Below are 26,058 nucleotides of genomic sequence, written 5' to 3'. Positions count from 1 at the left end.
ATTTATATGAAGCTATTTTTAAAATGTTAAACTGAATATATTCTTATTAAAATTTATCCATAACAGCATCACTTACTCCCATGTTAGAGAATCCGCCATCGTGAAATAAATTTTGTAAAGTTACTTTCTTGGTTAAATCAGAGAAAAGTGAAATGGTATAATCTGCACAATCTGCCGCAGAAGCATTACCTAACGGACTCATTTTTTCAGAAAAATTGATAAATCCGTCGAAACCTTTTACGCCATTTCCGGCTGTTGTTGGCGTTGGAGATTGAGAAATGGTATTCACTCTCACTTTAAAATCACGACCAAAATAGTAGCCAAAACTACGTGCAATAGACTCTAAATATGCTTTATTATCTGCCATATCATTATAATCTGGAAACACTCTTTGCGCCGCCATATAAGTTAAAGCAACAATAGAACCCCACTCTTTCATGGCTTTTTTATGATACAAAACATTTAAAACTTTGTGAAAAGAAACAGCAGAAACATCCCAACCTTTTTCAGTAAAATCGTAATTTGGATCTGTATAAGCTTTCTTTTTTCTAACATTTACAGACATACCAATAGAATGTAACACAAAGTCAATTTGACCACCTAGAATCTCCATAGATTTTTCTATCAAGTTTTCTAAATCTTCAATTGAAGTTGCATCTGCCGGAATAATTTGAGAATTTGTATTCTTTGCTAAAATATCTAATTCGCCCATTCTAATAGAAGCTGGCGCGTTGGTTAACACAAACTCTGCTCCTTCTTCATGTGCTCTTTGTGCCGTTTTCCAAGCAATAGAATTTTCGTTTAAAGCGCCAAAAATAATTCCTTTTTTTCCTTTTAGTAAGTTGTACATTTTGTTAGTGTTTGTTTTATGAGATTTCTCATTAGTTTATCTTGAGCGAAGTCCAAAGGCTAAAAAGCTCATTTCGAAATGACATTATAAACTTTTAAGTTTTATCTAAACTAATTCAATAATTCTTTTGCGTGGGTAAGTGCCGAATCAGAAATATCTTTACCACTTAGCATTTCTGCAATTTCTTTAACTCTTTCATCAGTAGATAAAAGTTTTAAATTAGTAGTGGTTACTCCTTTTACTTCTTGTTTATACACTTTATAGTGATTCGCTCCTTTTGCAGCAATTTGCGGTAAATGTGTAATAGCAATTACTTGCATATTAGCACTCATTTTTTGCATAATTGCGGCTATTTTATTTGAAACTTCACCAGAAACTCCAGTATCAATTTCATCAAAAATAATGGTTGGTAATTGTGTATTTTCTGATAAAATTGTTTTTACAGACAACATAATTCTAGACAATTCTCCACCAGAAGCTACTTTTTTCAATTCTCCAAAACTACCTCCTTTGTTTGCAGAAAAAAGAAATTCTAATTCGTCTTTTCCGTTTGCAAAATAATTTTTAGTTTGCTTTATTTTAATTGAAAAACTAGCGTTTTCCATACCTAAATCAGATAATAAAGCTTGTAATTCTTTATTTAATTTAGGAATTGACTTTGTTCTTGCATTCGAAATTAAATCGGCAACTTTATCTAATTTTAAAGAAATTTCATCTATCTCCTTTTGCTTCTCAATAATGACTTCGTCTGCAGATTCAACTTGTGCCACTTTTTCTGAAAGTTCTTCAAAAACAGCAATCAATTCGGCATTATTACTTACTGTATGTTTCTTCTGTAAATTATATAATAATTGTAATCTATCGTTTATTTCTTCTGCTTCATTCGGATTAAAATCTACATTTTCATTGGCATCTTCTAACTCAGAAACAATATCATCGATTTCAATCTTCACAGAAGTAACTCTATCTGAAAGTACTTGATATTCTTTAGAAAAAGTTGCAATTTTAGACAATCTATTTTCTAATGTATTTAGCAAATTCTGAATTCCGATTTCTTCATTCACCGTAATTTCTAAAGCTTCCGATAGATTACCTTTAATATCTTCTATATTATTCAGCTTTTCTAATCGTTCTTCTAAATCGTCTTGTTCTTCTGCCTTAATTTTTGCTTCTTCTAACTCTTTAAAAAGATGCAAATTGTATTCGTATTGCTGATTCGCTTCTTTCTGTTGTTCTTTTAATTTAGAAAATTCTCTCTTTAATTTACTTAACTGCGAAAAACCACGTTTGTAAGAAGCTATTTTTGCAGTATTTTTTGCTAAAGCATCTAAAATTGAAAACTGAAAAAGATTGTCTGATAATTCTATGGTTTGATGCTGAGAATGCACATCAATCAATTTTGTTCTTAACTTATTCAAAACAGACAACGTTACTGGCGTATCATTAACAAAAGCTCTCGATTTACCAGATGGCAAAATCTCTCTTCTAATAATAGTTTCTGCTTCGTAATCTAAGTCTACTCCGTTAAAAAAATCTTCTAAATTGTAATTCGCAATAGCAACTTTAGCTTCTACAACACATTTTGTACTTGTATCTTTTAATGATGATAAATCTGCGCGGTTACCTAAAACTAAACCTAATGCACCTAAAAGTATGGATTTACCTGCTCCTGTTTCACCTGTAATAATAGATAAACCTGAAGAAAAATCAATAGATAAGTGATTGATTAATGCGTAGTTATTAATGGAAAGTTGTGTTAACAAATGCTCGAAATTTTAGAAGCTAAAATTAAGGAAAATTGTATCAAGAATAAACAATAATTATAAGGAATGTTTTACTTAATATTTTTCCACTTAGCATTGTTATTCGGAGATATTTTTTTCACTATTTCAACCAGTCTATTTTTATTTCTAGAAGCAGCATCATCCGTATATAGATTTACAATTTCATCTGCTTTAGCATCAAAAAACACACGGATTAGATAATTACCAACTGTTTTATTGTAGATACTTTCTAAAGAGATTACCGCCTCTTCCATGTTTTGTTTCGCAATACCATTATTTAAAGAAAACTCATCTAATCCTCTTCTATGATACGTATAAGTAGCGGTTCTGTATGCTGAAAGTTTTGGTGACAAGAAACTATCAATCAATAAAAATCTATTTTGTTTTCCTACTACATTTTGCCAAGAAGCAATTCCACTTTGCTGCGCTTGTAACATTACATTCTCTGCAACTCTAAAAGACGTCTCTCCACCATTTCTTTTAAAAGTATCCGCATCCGCTCCCAAAACAATGTTTGCATAAAAAACAATGGTAGAGATTAAATTACTATCATAAGAGTTTTTATTAAAAATTAATGGGTCGAACTCATTGTATTTAAAATTGAAATCGTTGTCTTTTAAATTTAATACAGGTGATGCGTATGTAGAACCAAAAACCGGTCTTGTAGATTGAACTTGTATCGTTGCATTAAAATTATTTGCATCTCTAGAAGTAATGATAATTGTAAAAGCACAATCTATTCTCTCTTCTGGTTTTACATCGTTATTTGTCCATCTGGTTTGATTTACAAACTCTGACAAAGATTTTTCTAAAGTTTTAAAAACCTGCGTATTTGAACCTTGAACCTGGTTGTAGTTTACAGTTACCAAGCAATTCAATTCTTGCGCTTTTAACACAGAAACCGAAAATAAAAACAGAAAAAAGAATATAAGTTTACGCATTCGTTTTATTTTTTACTGTTTGGTCGAGCGCAGTCGAGATCTAAACTAAAACCTCCCGACTGCGCTCGAGGAGACTAGAAATTTTAAGAAATCTTCTTTAAAATTTCATTCATAATATCTTTGGCCACTTCTTCTTTCGATTTTAATTCGAATGATTTCTCAGTCAAATCTTTATCAATAATAGTAATTTTATTGGTATCTGTTGCAAAACCAGCACCTTTATCTTGCAAAGAATTTAAAACAATAGCATCTAAGTTCTTACGTTTTAGCTTCCCTTTTGCATTTTCTAGTTCATTATTGGTTTCTAAAGCAAAACCAACTAAAAATTGATTTTCTTTAATTTCACCTAAGGATGCTAAAATATCTTTTGTTGGTTCTAACTCAATTTCTAACGCAGAAGTAGTCTTTTTTATTTTCTGAGTTGCTACATTTTTTGGCCTATAATCTGCAACCGCAGCAGAAAGAATAGCAATATCTACTTCTTTAAAGTATTTGTGAGCTGCATTGTACATTTCATCAGCAGAAACCACACTTATTCTATGTACTAAAGAATGATTTATTTTTTGATGACTTGGACCAGAAATTAAAAAAACCTCTGCACCTAAATTAGCCGCTGCTTTTGCGATTGCAAAGCCCATTTTACCAGAAGAATGATTTCCTATAAAACGTACAGGATCTATTGCTTCATACGTTGGACCAGCAGTCAATAAAAGTTTTTTTCCTTTTAAAGGTAATTTCGATAAAATATCATTTTCTATAAATGACACTATATCTTCAGGCTCAGCCATTCTTCCTTCACCAACTAAACCACTTGCTAACTCACCAGAAGTTGCAGGGATAATTGTATTTCCAAAAGATTTTAATTTTTGTGAAATTTCTTTGGTTGATGGATGGATGTACATATCCAAATCCATTGCAGGCGCAAAATAAATAGGACATTTTGCAGATAAATAGACTGCTAATAATAAATTATCGCAAGTACCATTTGCCATTTTAGACATCGTATTTGCAGTTGCCGGAGCAACTACCATATAATCTGCCCAAAGACCTAAATCTACATGATTATTCCAAAGCTCATTTTCTTCATCCTCCTTATTATAAAAAGTAGAATAAACAGGGTTTTTAGAAAGTGTGGAAAGTGTAAGAGGTGTTATAAAATCTTTAGACGCAGGAGTCATAATAACCTTGACCTCTGCGCCTAATTTTATAAATAAACGGACTAAACCAGCCGTTTTGTATGCAGCAATTCCAGCAGTAATTCCTAATAAAATTTTTTTACCACTTAAAACAGACATTATTCTGTTTCTGGAGTTCTAAAATAAACTTTACCATTTAACCACTCTTCCATAGCCATAGCTGTTGGTTTTGGTAATCTTTCGTAAAATTTAGAAACTTCTATTTGCTCTTTATTTTCAAAAACCTCTTCTAAACTATCGTTATAAGTCGCAAACTCTTCTAATTTATCAACCAATTCTTTCTTTAAATCACCGTTGATTTGATTTGCTCTTTTGGCAATAATAGAAATAGCTTCATAAATATTTTGTGTAGGAGCTTCTACTTCATTCTTATTATAAGTAATAGTACTTAAAGGTGCCTTTGTATCTTTATAATCCATAATTAATTATTATTTCTTTTTTGAATTTTGAACTTCAACCTGTTTTGCAATCAATGCATCAATTCTTACTTGTTCTTTTTGTAAGGTCGCTAACATTATATTTGAATCTTCCATAAATTGAGATTCTGGGTAATTTCTTTTTAACTTATCGTATGCATCTATTGCATCCTTTATACGTTCAGGTTTTCTTCTATCATAACTTTTTAACACAAAGTCATGTGCCGCTTTTAACCTGTAATATAATGCCTCTTCTTTAAATTCAGAACCTAAAAAATCTGCTAATAAATTATCAAAAGCCTGTATTGCCGCTTTATAATTTCTTAAATCATATTCTGCTGTTCTATAATACGTTTTAGCAATTTCGAAATATTTTTTCTGAAGCTTATACCTTAATTCTTTATAATGTTGGTTCGCTTCTTCTATTTTATCAGAATCTGGGTATGTATTTATAAAACTTTGAAAAGCATCTAATGCCTTATTTGTATCCGTTGGATCTAAACTAAAACTAGGAGAAGCCAATTTATAGCTATACGCTGATAAAAAAGCTGCTTCTTCAAGCTTAGAGCTTTTAGGATAATTCTTTGCAAAACGATCAAAATAATAACCAGACATGCTATAATTCTTCTCGTTAAAATTAGATTGTGCTACCATAAATTGGATACGCTCCATTTGTGGTTTCCCTCTATAAGTTGGTGTTATTTTCTCAAACAAACGCAAAGCTTTACTAAATTTATTGCTTTCGTACAATTTCACAGCCATTTTATACTGCTCTTCCGTAGTACCTTTGTTTAAAACTTTTTGATATTCCCCACATGAAAATAATACAAGTGAGAACATCAATAAACACGCTAAATTTTTAATTTTTTGCATCGTGCAAAATTAGTGATTAAATATGGATAATAAAAGAATTTATTTTTTCTCAAATAATTCTTCCCTTTTAGCTCCTAAAACAACTTTAGGATAACTATTTCAATGAAAGTTCTAAACACACAGTATCAAGAATAACACATGAAACTAAAACGCTTTTTTTGACAATAAATTATGTCATACAATAACGACACAAAAGACGCAAAAAAAGCGATTAGTTGTTACTAAAAGTTTGTTAATATTATTGTTGAACAGGTGGTACTGCAGTAATTAATTGTTTAATATCATTATCAAACAGGTAAAAACCACCTTTATCATCACCAATTAACTTTATTTTATCTAAGATATTTCTAGCCAATGCTTCTTCTTCTATTTGTTCAGAAACATACCATTGTAAGAAATTATGAGTAGCATAATCTTTTTCTTGTAGGCAAATATCTACTAAATCATTTATACATGCAGAAACATGAACTTCATGATTAAATAATTCTTGAAACATTTCTTTAAATTCGCCAAATTCCACCGGAGGTGCATCTAATGCTGATACTATTGCATGCCCACCACGTTCATTTATAAATTTCACCAACTTTAACATGTGCATTCTTTCTTCGTCTGAATGTGCGTACATAAACTGTGCAACGCCTTCAAAACCTAAAACTTCTGCCCAAGAAGCCATTGACAAATATATTTGAGAAGACTGTGCTTCTACTCTAATTTGTTCGTTTAATGCTTTTTCTATAACTGGTGATAACATATTTTCTATTTAAAGTTCGCTACAAATTTAGCAATTTTAGATTGAAGTTCTGCACTTGCTTGCACTAAAGGTAAACGAACATCGTTTTTACAAAGACCTAACTCCTGTAAAACTGTTTTTATACCTGCAGGATTATTCTCTTCAAAAATATAATCTACAACATCCATCATTTTATAATGAATAGCATATCCTTCTTTATTATTACCTTGTAAACCATGGTTTATCATTGCAGAAAATTCTTTAGGAAACGCTTGTCCAATTACAGAAATCACACCAGAACCACCTGCCAAGGCAACTCCTAAAGCCATATCATCATCTCCAGAAATAATTAAAAAATCTGCTGGTTTATCTTTTAACAACGTATAATACTGTTGTTGGTTATTTCCTGCTTCTTTAACACCCACTATATTATCAAATTCATTCGCCAAACGTATTGTAGTTGCAGGCTCCATATTTTTTGCAGTTCTACCAGGAACATTATATAAAATAATTGGTAAATCTGTAGCTTGTGCAATGGCTTTAAAATGCTGATAAAAACCTTCTTGTGTTGGCTTACTATAGTAAGGAGCAACAGATAGAATACCATCTAAACCTGTAAAATCTCTTGTTTGTAATTCTTCTATAACTAAAGCAGTATTATTACCTCCAACACCTAAAACCAAAGGCAAACGTTTATTATTTGTCTTAATAATAACATTAATTATTTCTTGTTTTTCTTCTTTAGTAATGGTTGCACTTTCTGCGGTTGTACCATTGATAACTAAATAATCTGTTCCGTTATCGATGTTAAAATTCACCAATTTTACAAGTGCATCAAAATCTACACTTAAATCTTCTTTAAAAGGTGTTATCAACGCAACTCCAGTTCCAATAAATTTCTGCATTATTATGTATTTTATAAGGCGTAAAATTACAATTTAATGCTGAATTTCATCACTAAAAAAACAATTCTTACCAAGAATAAACAACTTTATTATTAAAGTTTAATTTTTTAGTTTTTTAAGAATTTGTAGGTATTTTTTTAATTCTGATGAAAACGCTTCTACATGTGCTGTACTTTCGGAAATTTCTAATTCATACAATTTAGAATTCACTCCAGAAAAACCGGCTTTAAAAGTAGCATTAGATTGTAAAACGGCAGTTTCTAAATACAAATTAGCTTCACTAAAATAACCTATTAATAAGTCGAATGGTTCTTCTAAAAAACTTTTAAAACTAGGTTCAATATAAATCCCTTTCCAATTGATATCTTTTTGTGTAAAGTATTTAAAGGAAGTATCTTTTGTAGCATCACTTTTCTTAAAACTATATATTCTAACATTTTTAACGCCTAGAACAGCTTCTATTTTTGCTTGTAAATCTATACTTAAAGAAATACTTGCCGTTGTTAAAATACCCACAGATTTAATTTCCTTTTGAGAAACATTTCTGCGTTCAGATACTTGTTTGATATTTTTATCAAACTTTTTTTTGATACTGGATTCTTTTAACTTCAAAAAATTCATTCTTAAAATAGATTATCTTGATAAAAATTAGAAATTAATTCTACTTAATTTCTAATAAAATAAATTGATTTAATTGTTTTCCATACACCTGAAAATTATCATCAGCAACTAAAAGTAAAGATTGGTTTCCATTTTCTAATATAGGTCCCAGTGTAATACCTTCTATGTTATCGATTATTCCTTCTGTTAACTGATCTTTAACCTCTTCAAAATTTAGTAATAAACGCTTTTTAAGCGGAATAAATTCAGCTTCTTTTAAGGCTTCAATCTCTAGAATATTCGTTGTTTCTTTATCGATTACTGCATCAAAAATTCTTACAATATTTCCGTAAGAACCATAACCACTTTGATACGTTCTTTCTATAATAAAAAAGTGATTTTCTTTATACTCTAAGATCGATGTTAATCCGTTTAAATTAATATTTCCTTTAGATGGTTTTGTAATATGTTCTAATTGATACGCATACTGCTTTGTCGCTTTTTTAGATGTTTTATCAAAATATGTAATTCTAATTGGTGAGGAGGCTTTTGTAAAAGTAGGATCTTCTCCATCTGATTTTAAAGGACCTTCCATAGCAACCCAAAACCCGTTTCCGTTTATACTTTTAGAAGAACCTTCAAAAACGGCATTGTGTTTTATATTTTTAGTATTACTTAAATTTTCAGGAAGTTGATAAGCTTCCATAAAATTTCCGTTAAAATCTGTTTTAAAAACGGTAGGACTTTTACCCTTATTAATAGATCCTTCTCCAACAAAATATACCGCTTCGGTTTCTGCTTCTACAAAAATGGATTCTAAATCTAAAGCGTTTTCTTTATAATAAGAAGTTGTAGTATCATTTAGTAAAATAACCTGTTTTAAATCTACAGCTTCTATATTATTTTTTTTGATCTTAATTTCTGCTTTTACAAAACGAGGATTTCTACCATCATCTACTACAAAATAATACGCTCCGTTTGCATAATCTACACCAGACAAACCGCCAATAATTGAGTTTTGAAATGCTATTGAATCTGCTAAAACAAATTCATCCAAAAAATTTAATTCGGTTGCTTTTTCTTGTTTACAAGAACAAAAAATAAGACAACCTAAAATACCTAAAACAAGACTTTTCATAATTTTAATTTTGAAAAAAGACCTTTCAAATTTAAAAAATGAAAGGTCAAATATCATAAAGCACTACAACTTTCTTCTGTTATCTTCAGATTGTGTATCTATTAATTTATTGTAAGGATCTACTCCTACCTCAATCGGTTTTTCATCAACAATAATTGTAATTTTATTATTGATCTCTGTAATCTTATGCTTCTTTAAATATAGTTCTTTTTCTTTCTTTTCTCCATCAACTTCTTCTTGCGCAAAAATACCAATATCAATATAATCTGCTAACGGAACTGATAAAATAGGTTTTTTCATATCATCTGTTTGATACGTTAAAGTATCTCCTACTTTTTCACCATAATAGCGTTTTCCCTTTTCATCATTTCTATATTTAGAAACTTCAAATTCTATTTCTACTTCGTATTTTCCGTTGTCTAATTCTGTAGATTTTACTTCTAAAATTTGGTTTCTGTACAACGTAATGGTTTCAAACATATCTTTAATTACATACTGTAAAGAATCTGGTGTTACCTCTCTAATATAATTTACCATTTCTACGGAAGTTGTATATGGAGCTTCTTGAAACTTCACTTTTTCTACATACTTTTTTAAAGCGCCATTTAAGTTTTCTTCTCCTATATAATCACTCAAAGCATAAAAAACTAAAGACCCTTTCTGATAACGGATATATCCTTGTCCGTCGTTATACATCAATGCATTTTCACGTTTTCTTTCCATCGTTCTTTGCATTAAATAATCATCCAAAGCTTTCTTTAAAAAGGTACGCATCTTCGGTTTTCCATTTTGATGCTCTAATACTTTTAACGAAACATATTCCGACAAACTTTCTGACAACATGGTAGCACCCAAAACATCTGCTCCAATAACTTGATGCGCCCACCATTGATGTGCAACTTCGTGCACTGTTACAGCAAAAGGATAATCTACCCCATCATCATTCGTATCATCTACAGCCGCAATAAACCCAAAGCCTTCAGAAAACGGAATTGTATTTGCAAAAGATTGCGCAAAAGTACCTTGTGTTCTTGGAAACTCTACAATTCTTAACTGTTTATGTTGATAAGGACTAAAATTTTTCTCGTTATACGTAACAGATGCTTTCATCCCTTTTAGCATTCTATCTAAATTATAATCGTGTGGTTTGTGATAATAAATTTCTAAACTAATACCATTCCACATTTCTTTTTTAACTTCATATCTTGCGGAATTAAACGCATAGAAATTCAACATTTTACTATCCATTTTATAATGGAAATGTTTACGCCCTTCTTCTGTCCATTCTTTCTGTAAATAACCTGGTGCAATTGCAATTTGATCTTCGGATGTAGAAACGGTAGCTTCAAAATCTATCCAATCAGAATCTTTAGAAATATATGTATTTCCTAAAGCGGTAGAATCTGTAGGTTCAGATTGTAAATTATTTGGTGGTAAACTGTACTTTTCTCTAATTTTATTGTCAGTCAATTCTCCTGCAGAAGAATATCCTAAAGTAGGAAACATAGAGAAATTATTTAAAAATGTTCCGTTTTCTAATACAGGCGATTTTCTTTGAAACATGGTATTTTCTTTACTTTTTACATGCACTGTAAGTTGTAAGGAATCTCCAGGTAGTATTTTTTTATCGAACTTATAAATATCAAAATTAAAAACTGTGTCCTCTAAGACCAAATTGTTTGGTTTATTAAATTCAAAGGTGTTTTCTAATGAATTATGATTTAAGAAAATACTATCAATTGCTTTATCCGATTTATTTATCATTGTAAAAACAGCACTTGCTTTGTACGTTCTTTTCTTCGGATAAATGGCTACATCTGCATTTACAGCTACAATTCTTGGTTGTTTATAATCTTCGTATTTTTTATAACTTTTTTCCCATTTAACGGCATTTAATTCGGCTTGTTTAGAAGCTGAGTTTTCATCTTCTGATTTTGTTTCTTGATAGATTGTAAGTCCTAAAGTTAAAAAAGTAACCAAAACAACCGTTAAACCAATTTTTTGAGGTGTTTTAAATCTTGCAACAGCAATATCCATTCTTTCAGAAAAAGAATTTGGTAATCCTCTAACCCAAAATAAAACACTTACAAGAAGTAATGATGTTCCTCCTAAAATCCAATAGATTTTATACCATAAATAGCGAGACAAAGCAGAGCCATAACCATTCATATCCGAATAACTAAAACCTGGACCTTCGTTATATTTAAAAATGGCTAACTCAATTCCTATTAAGTCTAAAAACGGAATCCCCATAGCAACGATTAACAAAACCAATAAACCTAAATATTGATTTTTAAACAACGTTTGTACAAATATTGCTAAGAAAGCCCAAATTGCATAGTTTAAAAATTTTAACCCAAACAACTCTTTTATATAATGACCAATTTCAAAATTATAATATCCTTGATACGCTTGAAACAACATACCAGAAACCATAATTACTGCCAATAAAACCAATTGCATTTTTAAAATTGCTATTAATTTAGAGAATAATAATGTCCAATTTGGTATTGGTGTGCTATCAACTAAATGACTAATTTTTGCAGTTCTTGCTCTTTGCACTAACATACCTGCGTATAAAAAAGTACAAACATTAATAACAAATAAACTAAAAATATTTCCTCCGCCCAACATTTGCCAAGTTACTGGTAATGTATCTGTTCCAAAAATTTCACTAGAAATAAATAAAGTTCCAAACAACATTAAAAGTCCAACGATAAGAATACAGATAAAAGGCAAACTTTTAAAAATGTATTTAAAATCGATGTTAGACAATTGCCACATTACTTTTAAATTCTGAATAAAAGAATAATCGTGAGACACTTTTGGTAACGTTATTCTTGTAACTCCGCTAAAATTAGATTTTGTAACTCTTTCTGATTTTATTTTTCTAAAAGAAAGTGTAATTGCGTTTTGTGTGAATTTAAAGTATTTATAAACCAATCCAAAAACTAAAGAAGAAATTACCAACCACAATAAGCGATTATAAATAACCAATTCACCTATTGGAATTTGCATTTCGTTTTGTTCAGAAACAGTCCAATATTTTGTATAATAAGAAGACGCCGAAGAACCATAAGGATCTAAAATAGCTAACAAAGTTGCTTGTTCTGGTTCAGATAAAATACTAGAAATAGCTCCCTGAACAAACATTAGAATAATTACCGTAATAAAACCAGCTGCAACACTTCTAGAAAATGTAACAATAGCAAAAACAACAGCACCAAAAAACAATACATTTGGTAAAATATAGACCAAATACGTTGTTAGATAAGTCATAATATTAAAATCACCAACAATATCAGCATTGGTTCCTGGAAAACGAAACCCAATAACCATTCCTAAAGCAACCACTAAAACAATAGCAGAAACCACTACAATTCCGCTAAAAAACTTAGCAAATAAGTAATTGGCTTTTGTAAACGGGTACGAAAATAAAATGGAGTGCATTTCACTTTTAAAATCTCTATAAATAGAAACACCAATAATTGATGGAAATAAAAAGAAAATTAAAATAGTAAATGCATTAAAAATACCTGTAACACCAATTGGCGAATTTACAATTCTAGAAGAACCAGTGGTACCAGAAACTCCATCCCAAATACCTGCAGAGGTTGCAGATAAAAAGAAAGAGATTAATAAAAATATTGAAATATAAATATAAAAAACAGGCTTGTTAAACCAGTATTTTAATTCGTGTTTAAAAATAGTTGAAAACATATAAAATGTGTAATTGTTATTTTGTGTAATTGTGTAATTGAAAGCGCACCCAAAACTTTAAACCTGAAACTTTAAACCAGTTCCGGCTCATCTTGTTTTAATGCAATAAAATACACATCGTCTAATTGCGGAGTTGCCGCTACAAAATCGTCAGAAGGTTTTTCTTCTGCATGCACTCTAATATTTAACGTATTATCTGTATTAAAATTTCTAGATAACACATTGTACAATTTCATGTTTTCTTCTAAATCGTCTTTTTCTACAATTTTTGTCCAAATAGTGTTTTCTAATTCTTCTGTTGCTTTTTGTGGTGTAGAATGTTTTAAAATTCTACCTCCGTTTAAAATAGCCATTTCATTACACAATTCTTTCACATCTTCTACAATATGCGTAGAAAAAATAACCGTACAATTACTACCAACTTCTCTTAAAACATTTAAAAATCGATGTCTCTCTGCAGGATCTAAACCAGCAGTAGGTTCATCAACAATAATTAATTTTGGATTGTTTAAAAGCAATTGCGCAATACCAAAACGCTGCTTCATTCCGCCAGAATAACCAGCAACATATTTGTGTCTAACTTCATATAAATTAGTAATATCTAAAACCTCTTTTACAATTGCTTTTCTTTCAGTTTTTTTTGATATTCCTTTTAAAGTAGCAAAATAATCTAACAAATCTTCGGCAGACATTTTAGGATACACACCAAAAGATTGTGGCAAATACCCTAACACTTTACGTAGAGACATGTTGTCTTCTAAAACATTAATATCACCAAAAGTAATTGAACCAGAATCTGGACTTTGTAATGTTGCAATCGTTCTCATTAAAGAAGATTTCCCTGCACCATTTGGTCCTAATAAACCAAACATTCCTGTACCTATTTCAATGCTTAAATTATCAATAGGTTTTACGCCGTTTTTGTATGTTTTGGTTAAATTTTCAATTACTAACTTCATATTGTTGGTTTTAGTGATATTTACTTGAAAAAGTGATTCCTATAGCTTTAGCTAGAGGTTTCCTATAGAATTGTCATTCCCGTGAAAACGGGAATCAGTGATTAGTGTAAAAGTAAGCACTTTTGTTACATTTTTTTGTGATTTTTTTTATGGAGTTCCTAAAAAATCGTATTATTTTTACCATTGGAAGTATAAAATGTACTCGATATTTTTTCTGATCACTTTTACAATAGAAAAAACAACCGAACTAACATTTAACTTTAGAACTTTTCATATTAAAACTTTATAAACTTTTATAATGGCAAAAAAATCAATTTTAAATAAAGCATCACTTACATTTTTAGAAAAATACTTAAATAATGCTGCACCAACCGGGTACGAATGGGAAGGTCAGAAAATTTGGATGGACTACCTAAAACCGTATGTAGACACATTTATTACAGATACTTATGGTTCTGCAGTTGGTGTTATAAACCCAGATGCAAAATACAAAGTAGTTATTGAAGGACATGCAGATGAAATTTCTTGGTATGTAAATTACATTTCTGATAACGGATTGATTTACGTAATTAGAAACGGAGGATCAGATCATCAAATTGCACCAAGTAAAATTGTAAACATTCATACTAAAAACGGAATTGTAAAAGGTGTATTTGGATGGCCAGCAATTCATACAAGAGACAAAGCAAATGAGCAAGCACCAAAACCAGACAATATTTTTATTGATACAGGTTGTGCAACAAAAGCAGAAGTAGAAGCTTTAGGCGTTCATGTTGGTTGTGTAATTACCTACCCAGATGAATTTCATATCTTAAACGGAGACAAATTTGTTTGTAGAGCATTAGACAACAGAATGGGTGGTTTTATGATTGCCGAAGTAGCTCGTTTATTAAAAGAAAATAAAAAAGAATTACCATTCGGATTGTACATTACAAACTCAGTACAAGAAGAAATTGGTTTACGTGGTGCAGAAATGATTACACAAACCATTAAGCCAAATGTGGCAATTGTTACGGATGTAACGCACGACACTACAACTCCAATGATTGAACAAAAAACTGCTGGTCTTTTAGAATTAGGTAAAGGTCCGGTTATTGCTTATGCACCAGCTGTTCAACAAAAATTACGTGATTTAATTACAGAAACTGCCGAAGCAAAAGAAATTCCTTTTCAGCGTTCTGCGCTTTCTAGAGCAACAGGTACAGATACAGATGCTTTTGCGTATAGCAATGGTGGTGTTGCCTCTGCCCTAATTTCTTTACCATTACGTTACATGCATACCACTGTAGAAATGGTACACAGAGATGATGTAGAAAATGTGATTAAAATGATTTATGAAACATTATTGAATATTAAAGGAGGAGAAACTTTTTCTTATTTTGAATAAATAAAATACAGACACGAATTTCACGGATTTACACTGATAAAATTCTGTTTTGTCATTCCGAACGAAGAATGAGGAGGAATCTTATAATTACATAAAATGGTTATGAGATTTCTAATTAGTTTATCTTGAGCGAAGTCGAAAGGCTTAAAAAAGCTCATTTCGAAATGACAAACTGATTAGTGATAATTTGTGAAATTTGTGTTTTATAATTATGGACGAACTCATAGACATTTTAACTCCTGATGGAAAACCTACAGGAAAAACGGCTTTAAAATCTGAAGCCCATAAAAATGGTTGGTTTCATGCAACTGTTCATATTTGGCTTTTTACTTCGGATGAAAAAATACTACTTCAAAAAAGAGCATTGACCAAAAAAGTATTTCCAGGTTTGTGGGATATTTCTGTTGCAGGACATATTGCTGCCGGAGAAGATATAATTACATCGGCAAAAAGAGAAGTTTTTGAAGAAATTGGGCTTAAACTAGAAGAAAAAGACCTCATCAAAATTGGTACACGAATTCATCAAGTTTCTCATGCAAACGGAATTCAAGATAACGAGCATCATCATGTTTTTATCGCAGAATTAAAAGTTCCGATGTCAACATTAACCATTCAAGAAGAAGAAGTTGATGCTATCAAATTATTTGATTTATCAACTTTAAAAAGCACAGAAAACCTGGAAAATGTTTTACTACCTAGATTTCATGAGTATTACTGTTCGGTTTATAACAAAATTCATCAACAAATACATAAAAGATGAAAAATTCAATTGCAGAACGCGTTTATGATTTTTTAAAAAACTATCCGCCTTTCAACTTATTAGCGACTAAAAAAATATTAGAAATTGCTTCTCAAGTTTCCATCATCTATTTAGAAAAAGGAAAAGTTATTTTTAACGAGAATGATGAAATTCACAAACAATTTTACATTGTAAGAAATGGAGGAATTAGCTTGTATAAAAATTCTAATGACAAAAAAGCGCTGATAGACATTTGTGATGGTGGAGATATTTTCGGTTTAAGACCTTTAATTAGTAAAGAAAACTATTTATTAGATGCTATTGCCAATGAAGAATCTATTGTTTATGCAATTCCTATTGAAATTTTTGAAGCAGTATCAGAAAGAAGTTTAAAAATTAATAAATACCTATTAACTTCTTTTGCTTCTAACTCTTTTGATCCTTATACAAACGAGCAAAACAGCAATGTTTTTACAGATTATATAGAAAATGACAATTTGGCTTATTCTAATTTACACTCTGTAAATTACACTAAAAAACCATTAACATGTACAGCGAATGCTACAGCGAAAGAAGCTGCTATAAAAATGAGCAATCAAAAAGTGGGTTGTATTATAGTAGTAGATGATGCCTGGGTTCCTTTAGGAATTATTACAAATAGCGATCTTAAAAACAAAATAGCTACAGGCCTATTTCCAGTAGACACCTCCGTAAAAGAAATCATGTCTTCTCCGGTAATTACACAATCTAAAAACCTTACTGTTTTAGACGCTCAGTTACAAATGATAAAGCAAAAGGTAGGTCATTTGTGTATTACTGTAGACGGAACGAGTAACTCTAAACTGATAGGAATTTTAACAAATCATGATGTATTAGCTTCATTAGGAAATAACCCAACAGTAATTTTAAAAGAGATTAAACGTGCTAAAAAAACGAAAGAAATTCGTGAAATTAGAAACAAAGCAAACCAACTTTTAAAATCTTATTTAGAGCAAAACATACCGTTATCTCATATTTCTAAAATTATATCAGAAATAAATGATAGTGTAACCATAAGAGTTATTGAGCTTTCTTTAAAAAAAATGACAACGCCTCCGCCTGCTAAATTTACTTGGTTAGCATTAGGTAGTCAGGGTAGAAAAGAACAACTTTTATATACAGACCAAGACAATGCTATCATTTTTGAAAATGTTAGCAAAGAACAGTATACAGAAACGAAAGAATATTTTTTAAAACTAGCAGGTCATATTACAAAATCGCTACATAAAATTGGTTATGAATATTGCCCTGCAGAAATGATGGCAAGCAATCCTAAATGGTGTTTATCTTTATCTGAATGGAAAGATCAGTTTAACGAGTGGATTTTTAATGTTGATGGAGAAGCCATTTTATTATCGTCTATTTTCTTCGATTTTAACGCTATTTATGGTGAAGTTTCTATGGCAAGAGAACTAACCAAAAGCATTTTTAAAACATTGAATGAAAGAACTCTTTTATTTACTTTTTTAGCAAAAGAAGCTATTGCAAGTCCCTCTCCTCTAGGTTTTTTTAAACAATTTCTAGTAGAGAATAATGGAGACCATAAAGATTCTTTTAACATAAAACAAAGAGCTTTAATGCCTTTAATTAATGCCGCAAGACTTTTAACACTCTCTAATAATATTTTTGAAATTAACAATACTGCACACCGTTTTGAAAGATTAGCAGAAATAGAACCTCAGAATAAAGAGCTATACCAATCTTGTTCTTATGCTTTTAAAGCCCTGCTAAAATTTAAAACCAAACAAGGAATATTACACAACGATTCTGGTAAGTTTATTAAATTAGAGTCTTTAACAAAAGAAGAAAAGTTAAAACTAAAAAGATGCTTTAAACCCATTAGAGAAATTCAAGAAGTACTTACTATTAAATTTAACTTATCAAATATGAGATAATTATGAAGTTTAACTGGTTTAATAAAAAGGAAAACAAGATACTTCCGGATTACTTTTTAGAGTATGAAAATAGTTTTTTAAACGCACCAAAACTCGCTATAAACGAAACTCGATTTGTTGTTTTTGACACAGAAACTACGGGATTTAATAGAATGAGAGATCGTGTATTATCTATTGGTGCTGTTTCTTTAATTAATAACACTTTAAATGTAAATGACAGTTTTGAAGTGTATTTAAAACAAGAAATATTTAATCCAGAAACGGTACACATTCACGGTATTTTAAAAGAAGGTAACATTACTAAAATTTCCGAACTAGAAGCACTAAAAAGTTTCTTAAAATACATCGGTAATTCAATTCTGGTTGGGCATCATATAAACTTTGACATTATGATGATGAACCAAATTTTAGTAAGAAACGAACTACCAGAAATTAAAAATAAGACCTTAGATACAGAACATTTATATAGAACCTCTAAGCATACCGTTTATCAAAATACATTACCAAAAGAGCGGTATACTTTAGATCAATTATGTGATGAACTAAATGTATCTAAAAGTGATAGACATACCGCAAGTGGAGATGCTTTTATTACAGCTATACTGTTCTTAAAAATAATAGCTCGTTTAGATAAAAACAACGATTTAACCGTGAAAGACTTGCTAAACTCATAAGAGCCTTTTTTCTTATTTAAAATTCCAAATACTCAAAAAAAGCATCTTTAATACGTTAGATTGATACTTTCTCTAACAGTGTCTAAAATACTGATCAAACTTCTAGAAAAATCAAAAGACATAACGTTACTTTGTTTTTTGTTTTCTCTTAAAAGTGTATTGAAATGCTCTGTTTCGAAACTATAACCAATGGTTTTATAATCGAAATTAATGGTTTCTTCTGTATCATTTTTTAAAATAGTTACAGAAGAAGGCGCATGAAATTGTGTGTTTATTTTTACAATTGCAGTGTCAAAAGTAAAAACGGCTTCCGTTGGTGTATTCTCTAACAACGTGCTTTTTAAATGAGCAGTCGCATTTTTATAATTAAAAAGCATATTACATTCCGCATCTGCACCATTTTTAAAGAAAATAGCATCGGCTTCAATAGTAACTGGAGTTCCCAAAGTAGATAAAGCTGCAAAAATTGGATAAATACCAATATCTAACAAGCTTCCTCCTCCCACTTCTTTTTTAAATAATCTTCGATCTGTATCATACGTATTATAAAAACCAAAATCTGCTTCTAGCTTTTTTAGCTCTCCATACTTCTTCGTCTTCACAAGGTCTAAAACATACGTAAAATGTGGTAAAAAATACGTCCATAATGCTTCCATCAACAAAACATTATTTTCTTTTGCAACTGCAATCATTTCTTCTACTTCTTGCAAATTCATTGCAAAAGGTTTCTCACATAAAACTGCTTTTTTATTTTCTAAACAAAGTATAGCATGTTCTTTATGAAAACTATGCGGAGTCGCTATATATACTGCATCTACCTCAGCGTCTTTAGCCAATGCTTCGTATGAACTATAAGATTTTTTTGCGTTGAATTTCTTTGCAAAATCAGCTGCTTTCCCTTCACTTCTAGAAGCCACAGCAACTAATTCTGCATTTTCTACCGTTGCTAAATCAGTAGCAAATTTTGCAGCTATTTTTCCAAGGCCAATAATCCCCCATTTTATTACTTTCTTTTCCATTGTAACTTTTTTAATTATTTAAAAATAGAATCTAAAAAGGTATCAAATACTGTCTACATTTATTTATCTAAAGTACTCTCAATTAATTTTCTTTTTCATTTAAAATCGTCTTATCAATATTAAAGAACCCTAAAAAAGAAAATAGTACAATTAGAGAAACAACATGAGTTATGTTTAAAGAAACATCGTTCAATACATCATATGTAATTTTTAAAATAGCCAATAAACTAATTATTAAGGCGACTTTACTTTGCTTATTTATCGCTTTAAAAACGAATAATAGTGATAAAAATATCACCAAAACACATCCAATAAAATTCAGCCATAAATAACTAATTATCGGTTCTAAACCTTGTGATTCTAAGTTGTAAATTCCGAAATAATAAATAGAACAAATTAATATTTGCGTTATTAAAGCTGCTCTAAAAACCGCATTTCCATTTACCTTTTTAAAGAAGAATGCCAACAAGAAAATACCCAAGACGTTTCCGTAGAAAATAGACCCAATAATATTTACAAGCTGAATTAAATTATCGAATAAATTGGCCACACACGCCACGGAAATGGCAATGATTCCCCAAAGTAATGTAAACCATTTAGAAGCCTTTACATAATGCTCTTCATCTTTATCTTCTCTTACATTTCGCTTGTACAAATCTATAGCGGTTGTACTCGCCAAAGCGTTTAATTCTGATGCTGTAGAAGACATTGCTGCAGATAAAATAACCGCCAATAAAAGTCCGATTAACCCTCTCGGTAAATTGTTTAAAATAAAATGAATAAACACATAATCTTTGTCGTTCGATTCTATTTTTTTAATAGATTTCTCATTTACTTTTTTAATGATTTCTTTAGCCGATTCTTTTAAAGCTAAATCTCGCTCATTTAATTCTTGAATTCGAGTCGCTTCTTCCATCTGAAAACCATCAGAAAACAACAATCTTTTATCATTTTCTATAATGGTGTGTTCTGCTTCTAATTTTTGATATTCGCCAACAAATTCAGAGTTTTGAACCGCATCATTTGCTGTTGGATTAAAGTTTAATGGAGATGCATTAAATTGATAAAAAACAAAAACCATTACCCCAATTAACAGAATAAAAAACTGCATTGGTACTTTTAACAAACCGTTAAAAATTAAACCTAACTGACTTTCTCTAACCGATTTCCCAGACAAATAACGTTGCACCTGACTTTGGTCTGTTCCAAAATACGATAACATTAAAAAAGTTCCTCCTAAAATCCCAGTCCAAACTGTATATCTATTACTTAAATCAAAAGAAAAATCTAACACTTCCATTTTATTACTTGCACCTGCTATTTCTAATGCATTGGTAAATGTAATATTCTCTGGAAGCTGACTCATTATCATAAAAAACGCAATTAGCATTCCTATAAAAATGATGATCATTTGTTGTTTTTGCGTTACGTTTACCGCCTTTGTTCCTCCAGAAACCGTGTAAATAATCACTAAAAAACCAATGATAATATTCAGCGTTAACAAGTCCCAATCTAAGACTGCACTTAAAATAATGGCAGGTGCAAAAATGGTAATTCCGGCAGCTAAGCCACGCTGAATTAGAAACAAAATTGCCGCTAAACTCCTCGTTTTTAAATCGAATCTTCCTTCTAAAAATTCGTAAGCTGTGTAGACTTTTAATTTATGATAAATCGGTATAAAAACCACACAAATTATAATCATTGCAATAGGCAATCCGAAGTAAAACTGTACAAACCCCATACCACTATGAAACGCTTGCCCTGGTGTAGATAAAAACGTAATTGCACTCGCTTGCGTTGCCATTACAGATAGACCAATCGTCCACCATTTAGAATCGCTCCCACCCTTAATATAATCGGTTACATTGTCATTTTTTCTAGTTACGTACGTACCATACGCTACTATAAAAATTAGAGTAACAGACAGAATAATCCAATCTATTGCATGTAATTTACTTTCAATTTCCATAGACTAAACTGTAAAATAATTTGTAATTAAATAAAACGCAATAATATAAATTACATTCGCTATTAAGACCAATGAATATTCTTTTTTCCAAGTATATTTTTCTTCTTTCATTCTATTTTTATTAGAAGCTATTTCCTGCTTTCGTTACTCGCTTTTTTTACTTCTGTTCTCGATACAAATTTGCTCATTCTTCTCAAATTCACTCAAACTGACAGTAAAAAAGAGCTCAAACAAATAACTCTATCAGGGCTAAACTTGTTTGTCTACTTTTGTCATTTTTAAACTTCATTTTAATATTCCAACTTTAAACCTCAAACTTGAAACATGAAAACTTAAAACTTACTTTGAAACCTCTTTCCCTACAGACAACATATTTGCAAATAATCTATATGCTCCAGAAACTCCAGCAGGCAATTCTCTAAAGAAACTTAAACCGGTATAGATATAATTTCCTTTTCCATATTTTGCAATCAATAAACTACCCAATTTCATGTTTTCACCTTTATCATTCATAGATAAAACAGGTACATAAGCTTCATGCCAAATATTAGGAAAATACAAACCACGTTCTTGTACCCAACCATTAAAATCTTCGTTGGTAATTTTATTAGGAAAATTCATTAAAGGATTGTCTTCTGCTAATATTAAAACATCCGCAGACTCGTCTGTTACTCTATCTCTAGACAACTTTAAAGGGAAAGGTGCTGCAACATCTACATTTCTATTGGTGTTATATTGCACAATCATATTTCCTCCTTGTGCCACATATTCTAACAAGAATTTTTGTTTAAATTTTAATTCATCAACAACATTATAAGCTCTGATACCTAAAACAATAGCATCATACTTTAATAAGTTTTCTTCATTAATATCTATAGGGTTTATAATTTCAACGCTATAACCAATCTGACGTAAACTTTCTGGAACCGCATCTCCTGCTCCTTTTATATAACCAATTGTATTTCCTACTTTTTGAATATCTAAACGAACAACTTTTGCTTCAGAATTTAACAAAACACTTTGTTTAGGAATATGATTGTAATTAATCTCAACCAATTCTTTAGTATAACTTTCTCCTTTAGAAACCGCAATAACTTCTAATTTTCCTTCAGATGGATCTTTAGAGGGAGTTACTAAAAACGAAACATTTTGTACATCTTCCTTTTGTTCAATATTAAAGTTAATTTCTGCAGGAGTTACTCGCCAACCTTCAGGAACTTTTAAACTTACTTTTCCTTGCACAAAAGGAATACCAGCTCTAATTGCTACATTGATACTCTTAGAAATGCTATCAGAAAAAATAAGCACTTTGTTTTTAATTTTTGTAGTTACTTCTGGTAAAACCTCATAAGGTTCATAAATTTCTCCTTTATCTCTTTCAGCATATCGTCTAATAACATTCTTTGTAATGGTAATCGGAATAAAATCTATGATTAATTTATACGTTATTTTAGAAATTCCTGGTGTTTCTGGCAGTCCAATTAATGCTTGATCATCTACAGTATACATTCCTAAAGTAGCCTCTTTACGCAACCAATAAGGATCTGTATAAGAATCTGTTTTTAAAGAAAATGTTTCTTTAAATGTAAATTTCTCATTCTTTGTTAAATTAAATCCTTTAAAAATTTCAATGCTATCCAATTCAGAAACAATAGATGTTAATTGCATGTTTACATCACTTCTATTTAATACTTCAAAATTTATATCAATTTTAGAATTTGGTGTTCCAGAAGAACTATTTGCAGAAGCTTCTATATACAAACCTGCACAAGCCTCAATAATTTCTTTAATTTGCTTTTCTTTAATTGTTTTCCAATGATTGTCTTCTAAATCGCTCATCATGCTATACGCTAACATTAATTTAGATAAGTGTTTAGACGGATTTACAAAATCGAAATTATCTTCAACATCCTTTAAAATTTTTCCAATGGAAGCTCCATTTTTCAAACGACTCCAAGTAGTATTAATTCCAGAAAAAACATCGTTTTCTACTATTAAAGAATCTCCTTTTAAAAACTCTACATACTCTTTTTGAGATCCTCTTGTGCTTAAACGTCCAAAACCTTGACTCAAATGTTGGCTACTTGCTATAGATGCAATCTCGTTATTAGACAAACCTTTTAAAGGATAATACTCGCCAATATCAACAGACATTAAATCTTTTGTAGCATCATTAAAAGCAGCTTGACTTTTAAAAGAATACGTAGAAATATTATGAAACAAGCGTTTTGGTTGCCAAGTTTTGGTATATTTAAGTTGATCAGAATATTTAGTAGAATCATTGGCAATATCAAAAGCTGCCACACTTAAAATAGCAGAAGCTGTATGATGCCCATGTGTAGTACCTGGCGTTCTATGATCGAATCTATTGATAATAACATCTGGCTTAAAATTTCTTATTGCCCAAACAACATCACTTAAAACGGCTTCTTCATTCCAAATTTCTAATGTTTCATCTGGGTGTTTAGAGTACCCAAAATCATTAGCTCTTGTAAATAGTTGTTCTCCACCATCTACACTTCTAGCGGCTAATAATTCTTGTGTTCTAATAACTCCTAATAATTCTCTAAGTTCCGAACCTATTAAATTCTGACCTCCATCTCCTCTTGTTAAAGACAAATATCCTGTTCTTGCTTTTACATTATTTGATAAATAAGATATTAAGCGCGTATTTTCATCATCTGGATGCGCAGCAATATAGAGCGCAGTCCCTAAGAAATTCAGTTTTTGAACTTTCTCGTAAATCTGATTCGAGGTTAATTTTTGAGGCTTTTGAGCGAATACTGAAACAGAAATCAGTAAAAATGCTAGTGTAGAAAGTAAAAATTTCTTCATAGGTATAAAATTGGTCTATTCTTTTAAGGCTTAGTGAAGTTAAAAAAAATTATATAAACCTCATTGCAATGCTTAGTCTAACAATCTTTAAAAAATTACAGATTGTCCTAAAAACAAATGTAGTTTTTTATGAGGGGTCTAGAAATTTGTTAACATAATTATAACGTTTCAAATTTCATTAACAAAATGCTCATAACCTGTTAATAAATTAATTTTCAGAATCACTTAATAAGGTTATATTTGTAAGACTAATAAAGATAAAAAATCAATGAAATTTATTGTATCGAGTTCGCAATTATTAAAACAATTACAAGTTTTAGGCGGCGTTATAAATAGCAACAATACCCTACCAATTTTAGATAACTTTTTGTTTGAATTATCTGAAAATCAATTAAAAGTTTCTGCATCAGATTTAGAAACAACAATGAGTTCTGTAATAGATGTAGAAAGTGATAGTTCTGGTTCTATAGCTGTTTCTGCACGTTTATTATTAGATACCTTAAAGACGTTTCCAGACCAACCTTTAACGTTTAAAACGGAAGGTGACAATGCAATTGAAATTAGTTCTGATCAAGGTAAATATGACATGGCTTATTTTGGTGGAGATGAATTCCCTAAAGCGGTTTCTTTACCATCACCAAGTAAAACAGTAGTACCTGCAAGTATTTTAGGAACTGCAATTTCTAAAACAATATTTGCTGCAGGAAATGATGATTTACGCCCTGTAATGAGTGGTGTATTTTTTCAGTTTAGCTCGCAAAGTTTGACTTTTGTTGCAACGGATGCTCACAAATTAGTAAAATATACAAGAACGGATGTTACTGCAGATCAAACGGCAGAATTTATTATGCCAAAGAAACCTTTAAACTTATTAAAAGGTATTTTAGGTGGTTCTGATAGTGATGTTACTATTGAATATAACGATGCAAATGCAAAATTTACGTTTGATAACGTAGTTTTAGTATGTCGTTTAATTGATGGTAAATATCCAAATTACGAAGCGGTTATTCCAAAAGAGAATCCAAATAAATTAACTGTAGATAGAGCTTCTTTCTTAAACTCTGTAAGACGTGTTTCTATTTTCTCTAGTAAAACAACGCACCAGATTCGCTTAAAAATGGCGGGTACTGAATTAAATATTTCTGCAGAAGATTTAGATTTCTCTAACAAAGCAGACGAACGTTTAAGTTGTGATTACCAAGGTGACGATATGCAAATTGGCTTTAACTCTCGTTTTTTAAGCGAAATGTTAAACAATTTAAGTTCTAATGATGTTTTAATTGAAATGTCTTTACCTAACAGAGCAGGAATTTTAACTCCTATTGATGGTACTGACGAAGGTGAACAAGTTACTATGCTTGTAATGCCAGTAATGTTAAATAGCTAACA

The 26,058-nt window shown here is 30.5% G+C and carries 20 protein-coding genes; 5 read left to right on the top strand and 15 right to left on the bottom strand.

The genetic code is table 11. From position 1 onward, the window contains the following. Positions 1-46 precede the first annotated feature (46 nt). The 12 genes from GQS57_RS00275 to GQS57_RS00220 all read right to left on the bottom strand — a co-directional run bounded on the left by GQS57_RS00275 (position 47) and on the right by GQS57_RS00220 (position 14,112). Positions 47-850 (bottom strand): enoyl-ACP reductase, encoded by an 804-nt coding sequence (locus GQS57_RS00275; protein WP_165730099.1) that lies wholly within the window; start codon positions 848-850, stop codon positions 47-49. Between the two features lie 110 nt (positions 851-960). Then, positions 961-2,613: a DNA repair protein RecN gene (gene recN, locus GQS57_RS00270; RefSeq protein WP_165730096.1), complete on the bottom strand. Its 1,653-nt coding sequence runs from the start codon at positions 2,611-2,613 to the stop codon at positions 961-963. A gap of 71 nt (positions 2,614-2,684) precedes the next feature. Further along, positions 2,685-3,575 carry a DUF4835 family protein gene (locus tag GQS57_RS00265; protein ID WP_165730094.1) on the bottom strand — a complete coding sequence of 297 codons (891 nt, stop codon included), beginning with the start codon at positions 3,573-3,575 and terminating at the stop codon, positions 2,685-2,687. Between the two features lie 83 nt (positions 3,576-3,658). Beyond that, positions 3,659-4,870 (bottom strand): bifunctional phosphopantothenoylcysteine decarboxylase/phosphopantothenate--cysteine ligase CoaBC, encoded by a 1,212-nt coding sequence (gene coaBC, locus GQS57_RS00260; protein ID WP_165730091.1) that lies wholly within the window; start codon positions 4,868-4,870, stop codon positions 3,659-3,661. Further along, complete coding sequence (locus GQS57_RS00255; RefSeq protein WP_165730089.1) at positions 4,870-5,190, bottom strand: DNA-directed RNA polymerase subunit omega; 321 nt, start codon at positions 5,188-5,190, stop codon at positions 4,870-4,872. The genes coaBC and GQS57_RS00255 overlap by 1 nt, the downstream gene beginning before the upstream one ends. Before the next feature lie 9 nt (positions 5,191-5,199). Continuing rightward, positions 5,200-6,060 (bottom strand): outer membrane protein assembly factor BamD, encoded by an 861-nt coding sequence (locus GQS57_RS00250; protein WP_165730087.1) that lies wholly within the window; start codon positions 6,058-6,060, stop codon positions 5,200-5,202. 238 nt (positions 6,061-6,298) lie between these two features. Then, entirely contained in the window at positions 6,299-6,811 is a 513-nt protein-coding gene (locus GQS57_RS00245; protein WP_165730085.1) for a ferritin, read from the bottom strand. 5 nt (positions 6,812-6,816) lie between these two features. Beyond that, positions 6,817-7,695 (bottom strand): 4-hydroxy-tetrahydrodipicolinate synthase, encoded by an 879-nt coding sequence (gene dapA, locus GQS57_RS00240; RefSeq protein WP_165730083.1) that lies wholly within the window; start codon positions 7,693-7,695, stop codon positions 6,817-6,819. A gap of 99 nt (positions 7,696-7,794) precedes the next feature. After that, complete coding sequence (locus GQS57_RS00235; RefSeq protein ID WP_165730081.1) at positions 7,795-8,316, bottom strand: hypothetical protein; 522 nt, start codon at positions 8,314-8,316, stop codon at positions 7,795-7,797. Positions 8,317-8,356: 40 nt separating this feature from the next. After that, positions 8,357-9,433, bottom strand: coding sequence for an esterase-like activity of phytase family protein (locus tag GQS57_RS00230; protein ID WP_165730079.1), 1,077 nt, complete (start codon positions 9,431-9,433; stop codon positions 8,357-8,359). Positions 9,434-9,496: 63 nt separating this feature from the next. After that, on the bottom strand, positions 9,497-13,153 hold the full coding sequence (locus tag GQS57_RS00225) for a M1 family aminopeptidase (RefSeq protein ID WP_165730077.1): 3,657 nt from the start codon (positions 13,151-13,153) through the stop codon (positions 9,497-9,499). Positions 13,154-13,224: 71 nt separating this feature from the next. Further along, the gene (locus tag GQS57_RS00220) at positions 13,225-14,112 is read right to left on the bottom strand and encodes an ABC transporter ATP-binding protein (protein ID WP_165730075.1); all 888 of its coding nucleotides are present in this window, start codon (positions 14,110-14,112) and stop codon (positions 13,225-13,227) included. A gap of 298 nt (positions 14,113-14,410) precedes the next feature. Between GQS57_RS00220 and GQS57_RS00215 the strand changes: the two genes are divergently transcribed. From GQS57_RS00215 to GQS57_RS00200, 4 genes are all read left to right on the top strand, one after another. Next, positions 14,411-15,499: a M42 family metallopeptidase gene (locus GQS57_RS00215; protein ID WP_165730074.1), complete on the top strand. Its 1,089-nt coding sequence runs from the start codon at positions 14,411-14,413 to the stop codon at positions 15,497-15,499. Between the two features lie 211 nt (positions 15,500-15,710). Beyond that, entirely contained in the window at positions 15,711-16,259 is a 549-nt protein-coding gene (locus tag GQS57_RS00210; protein WP_165730072.1) for an NUDIX domain-containing protein, read from the top strand. Next, entirely contained in the window at positions 16,256-18,172 is a 1,917-nt protein-coding gene (locus tag GQS57_RS00205; protein ID WP_165730070.1) for a DUF294 nucleotidyltransferase-like domain-containing protein, read from the top strand. The genes GQS57_RS00210 and GQS57_RS00205 overlap by 4 nt, the downstream gene beginning before the upstream one ends. A gap of 2 nt (positions 18,173-18,174) precedes the next feature. Beyond that, entirely contained in the window at positions 18,175-18,846 is a 672-nt protein-coding gene (locus tag GQS57_RS00200; protein WP_165730068.1) for a PolC-type DNA polymerase III, read from the top strand. A 47-nt stretch (positions 18,847-18,893) separates the two neighbouring features. Here GQS57_RS00200 and GQS57_RS00195 read toward each other — a convergent pair whose 3' ends face one another. From GQS57_RS00195 to GQS57_RS00185, 3 genes are all read right to left on the bottom strand, one after another. Further along, entirely contained in the window at positions 18,894-19,865 is a 972-nt protein-coding gene (locus GQS57_RS00195) for a Gfo/Idh/MocA family protein (protein WP_205860161.1), read from the bottom strand. A gap of 82 nt (positions 19,866-19,947) precedes the next feature. Beyond that, positions 19,948-21,834 (bottom strand): sodium:solute symporter, encoded by a 1,887-nt coding sequence (locus tag GQS57_RS00190; protein ID WP_165730066.1) that lies wholly within the window; start codon positions 21,832-21,834, stop codon positions 19,948-19,950. A gap of 339 nt (positions 21,835-22,173) precedes the next feature. Continuing rightward, positions 22,174-24,669 (bottom strand): PIG-L family deacetylase, encoded by a 2,496-nt coding sequence (locus GQS57_RS00185; RefSeq protein WP_165730064.1) that lies wholly within the window; start codon positions 24,667-24,669, stop codon positions 22,174-22,176. Between the two features lie 268 nt (positions 24,670-24,937). Here GQS57_RS00185 and dnaN point away from each other — a divergent pair, with 268 nt between their 5' ends. Continuing rightward, positions 24,938-26,056 carry a DNA polymerase III subunit beta gene (gene dnaN, locus GQS57_RS00180; RefSeq protein WP_165730063.1) on the top strand — a complete coding sequence of 373 codons (1,119 nt, stop codon included), beginning with the start codon at positions 24,938-24,940 and terminating at the stop codon, positions 26,054-26,056. Positions 26,057-26,058: the final 2 nt, after the last annotated feature.

This window comes from Polaribacter sp. 20A6 (genome assembly GCF_011378915.1).
In the GTDB taxonomy this organism is placed as follows: domain Bacteria; phylum Bacteroidota; class Bacteroidia; order Flavobacteriales; family Flavobacteriaceae; genus Polaribacter; species Polaribacter sejongensis.
Note: the sequence above shows the minus strand (reverse complement) of the source record. Positions and strands in the feature narration are given on the sequence as shown.

What these genes read in the sequence shown, in the direction of transcription:
- GQS57_RS00200 (WP_165730068.1), top strand. Translation starts at nt 18,175, where the DNA reads ATGAAGTTTAACTGGTTTAATAAAAAGGAAAACAAGATACTTCCGGAT.
- GQS57_RS00250 (WP_165730087.1), bottom strand. Translation starts at nt 6,060, where the DNA reads ATGCAAAAAATTAAAAATTTAGCGTGTTTATTGATGTTCTCACTTGTA.
- coaBC (WP_165730091.1), bottom strand. Translation starts at nt 4,870, where the DNA reads ATGTCTGTTTTAAGTGGTAAAAAAATTTTATTAGGAATTACTGCTGGA.
- GQS57_RS00205 (WP_165730070.1), top strand. Translation starts at nt 16,256, where the DNA reads ATGAAAAATTCAATTGCAGAACGCGTTTATGATTTTTTAAAAAACTAT.
- GQS57_RS00225 (WP_165730077.1), bottom strand. Translation starts at nt 13,153, where the DNA reads ATGTTTTCAACTATTTTTAAACACGAATTAAAATACTGGTTTAACAAG.
- dnaN (WP_165730063.1), top strand. Translation starts at nt 24,938, where the DNA reads ATGAAATTTATTGTATCGAGTTCGCAATTATTAAAACAATTACAAGTT.
- GQS57_RS00190 (WP_165730066.1), bottom strand. Translation starts at nt 21,834, where the DNA reads ATGGAAATTGAAAGTAAATTACATGCAATAGATTGGATTATTCTGTCT.
- GQS57_RS00275 (WP_165730099.1), bottom strand. Translation starts at nt 850, where the DNA reads ATGTACAACTTACTAAAAGGAAAAAAAGGAATTATTTTTGGCGCTTTA.
- GQS57_RS00255 (WP_165730089.1), bottom strand. Translation starts at nt 5,190, where the DNA reads ATGGATTATAAAGATACAAAGGCACCTTTAAGTACTATTACTTATAAT.
- GQS57_RS00195 (WP_205860161.1), bottom strand. Translation starts at nt 19,865, where the DNA reads ATGGAAAAGAAAGTAATAAAATGGGGGATTATTGGCCTTGGAAAAATA.
- GQS57_RS00210 (WP_165730072.1), top strand. Translation starts at nt 15,711, where the DNA reads ATGGACGAACTCATAGACATTTTAACTCCTGATGGAAAACCTACAGGA.
- GQS57_RS00235 (WP_165730081.1), bottom strand. Translation starts at nt 8,316, where the DNA reads ATGAATTTTTTGAAGTTAAAAGAATCCAGTATCAAAAAAAAGTTTGAT.
- GQS57_RS00265 (WP_165730094.1), bottom strand. Translation starts at nt 3,575, where the DNA reads ATGCGTAAACTTATATTCTTTTTTCTGTTTTTATTTTCGGTTTCTGTG.
- GQS57_RS00185 (WP_165730064.1), bottom strand. Translation starts at nt 24,669, where the DNA reads ATGAAGAAATTTTTACTTTCTACACTAGCATTTTTACTGATTTCTGTT.
- dapA (WP_165730083.1), bottom strand. Translation starts at nt 7,695, where the DNA reads ATGCAGAAATTTATTGGAACTGGAGTTGCGTTGATAACACCTTTTAAA.
- GQS57_RS00220 (WP_165730075.1), bottom strand. Translation starts at nt 14,112, where the DNA reads ATGAAGTTAGTAATTGAAAATTTAACCAAAACATACAAAAACGGCGTA.
- GQS57_RS00215 (WP_165730074.1), top strand. Translation starts at nt 14,411, where the DNA reads ATGGCAAAAAAATCAATTTTAAATAAAGCATCACTTACATTTTTAGAA.
- GQS57_RS00230 (WP_165730079.1), bottom strand. Translation starts at nt 9,433, where the DNA reads ATGAAAAGTCTTGTTTTAGGTATTTTAGGTTGTCTTATTTTTTGTTCT.
- GQS57_RS00245 (WP_165730085.1), bottom strand. Translation starts at nt 6,811, where the DNA reads ATGTTATCACCAGTTATAGAAAAAGCATTAAACGAACAAATTAGAGTA.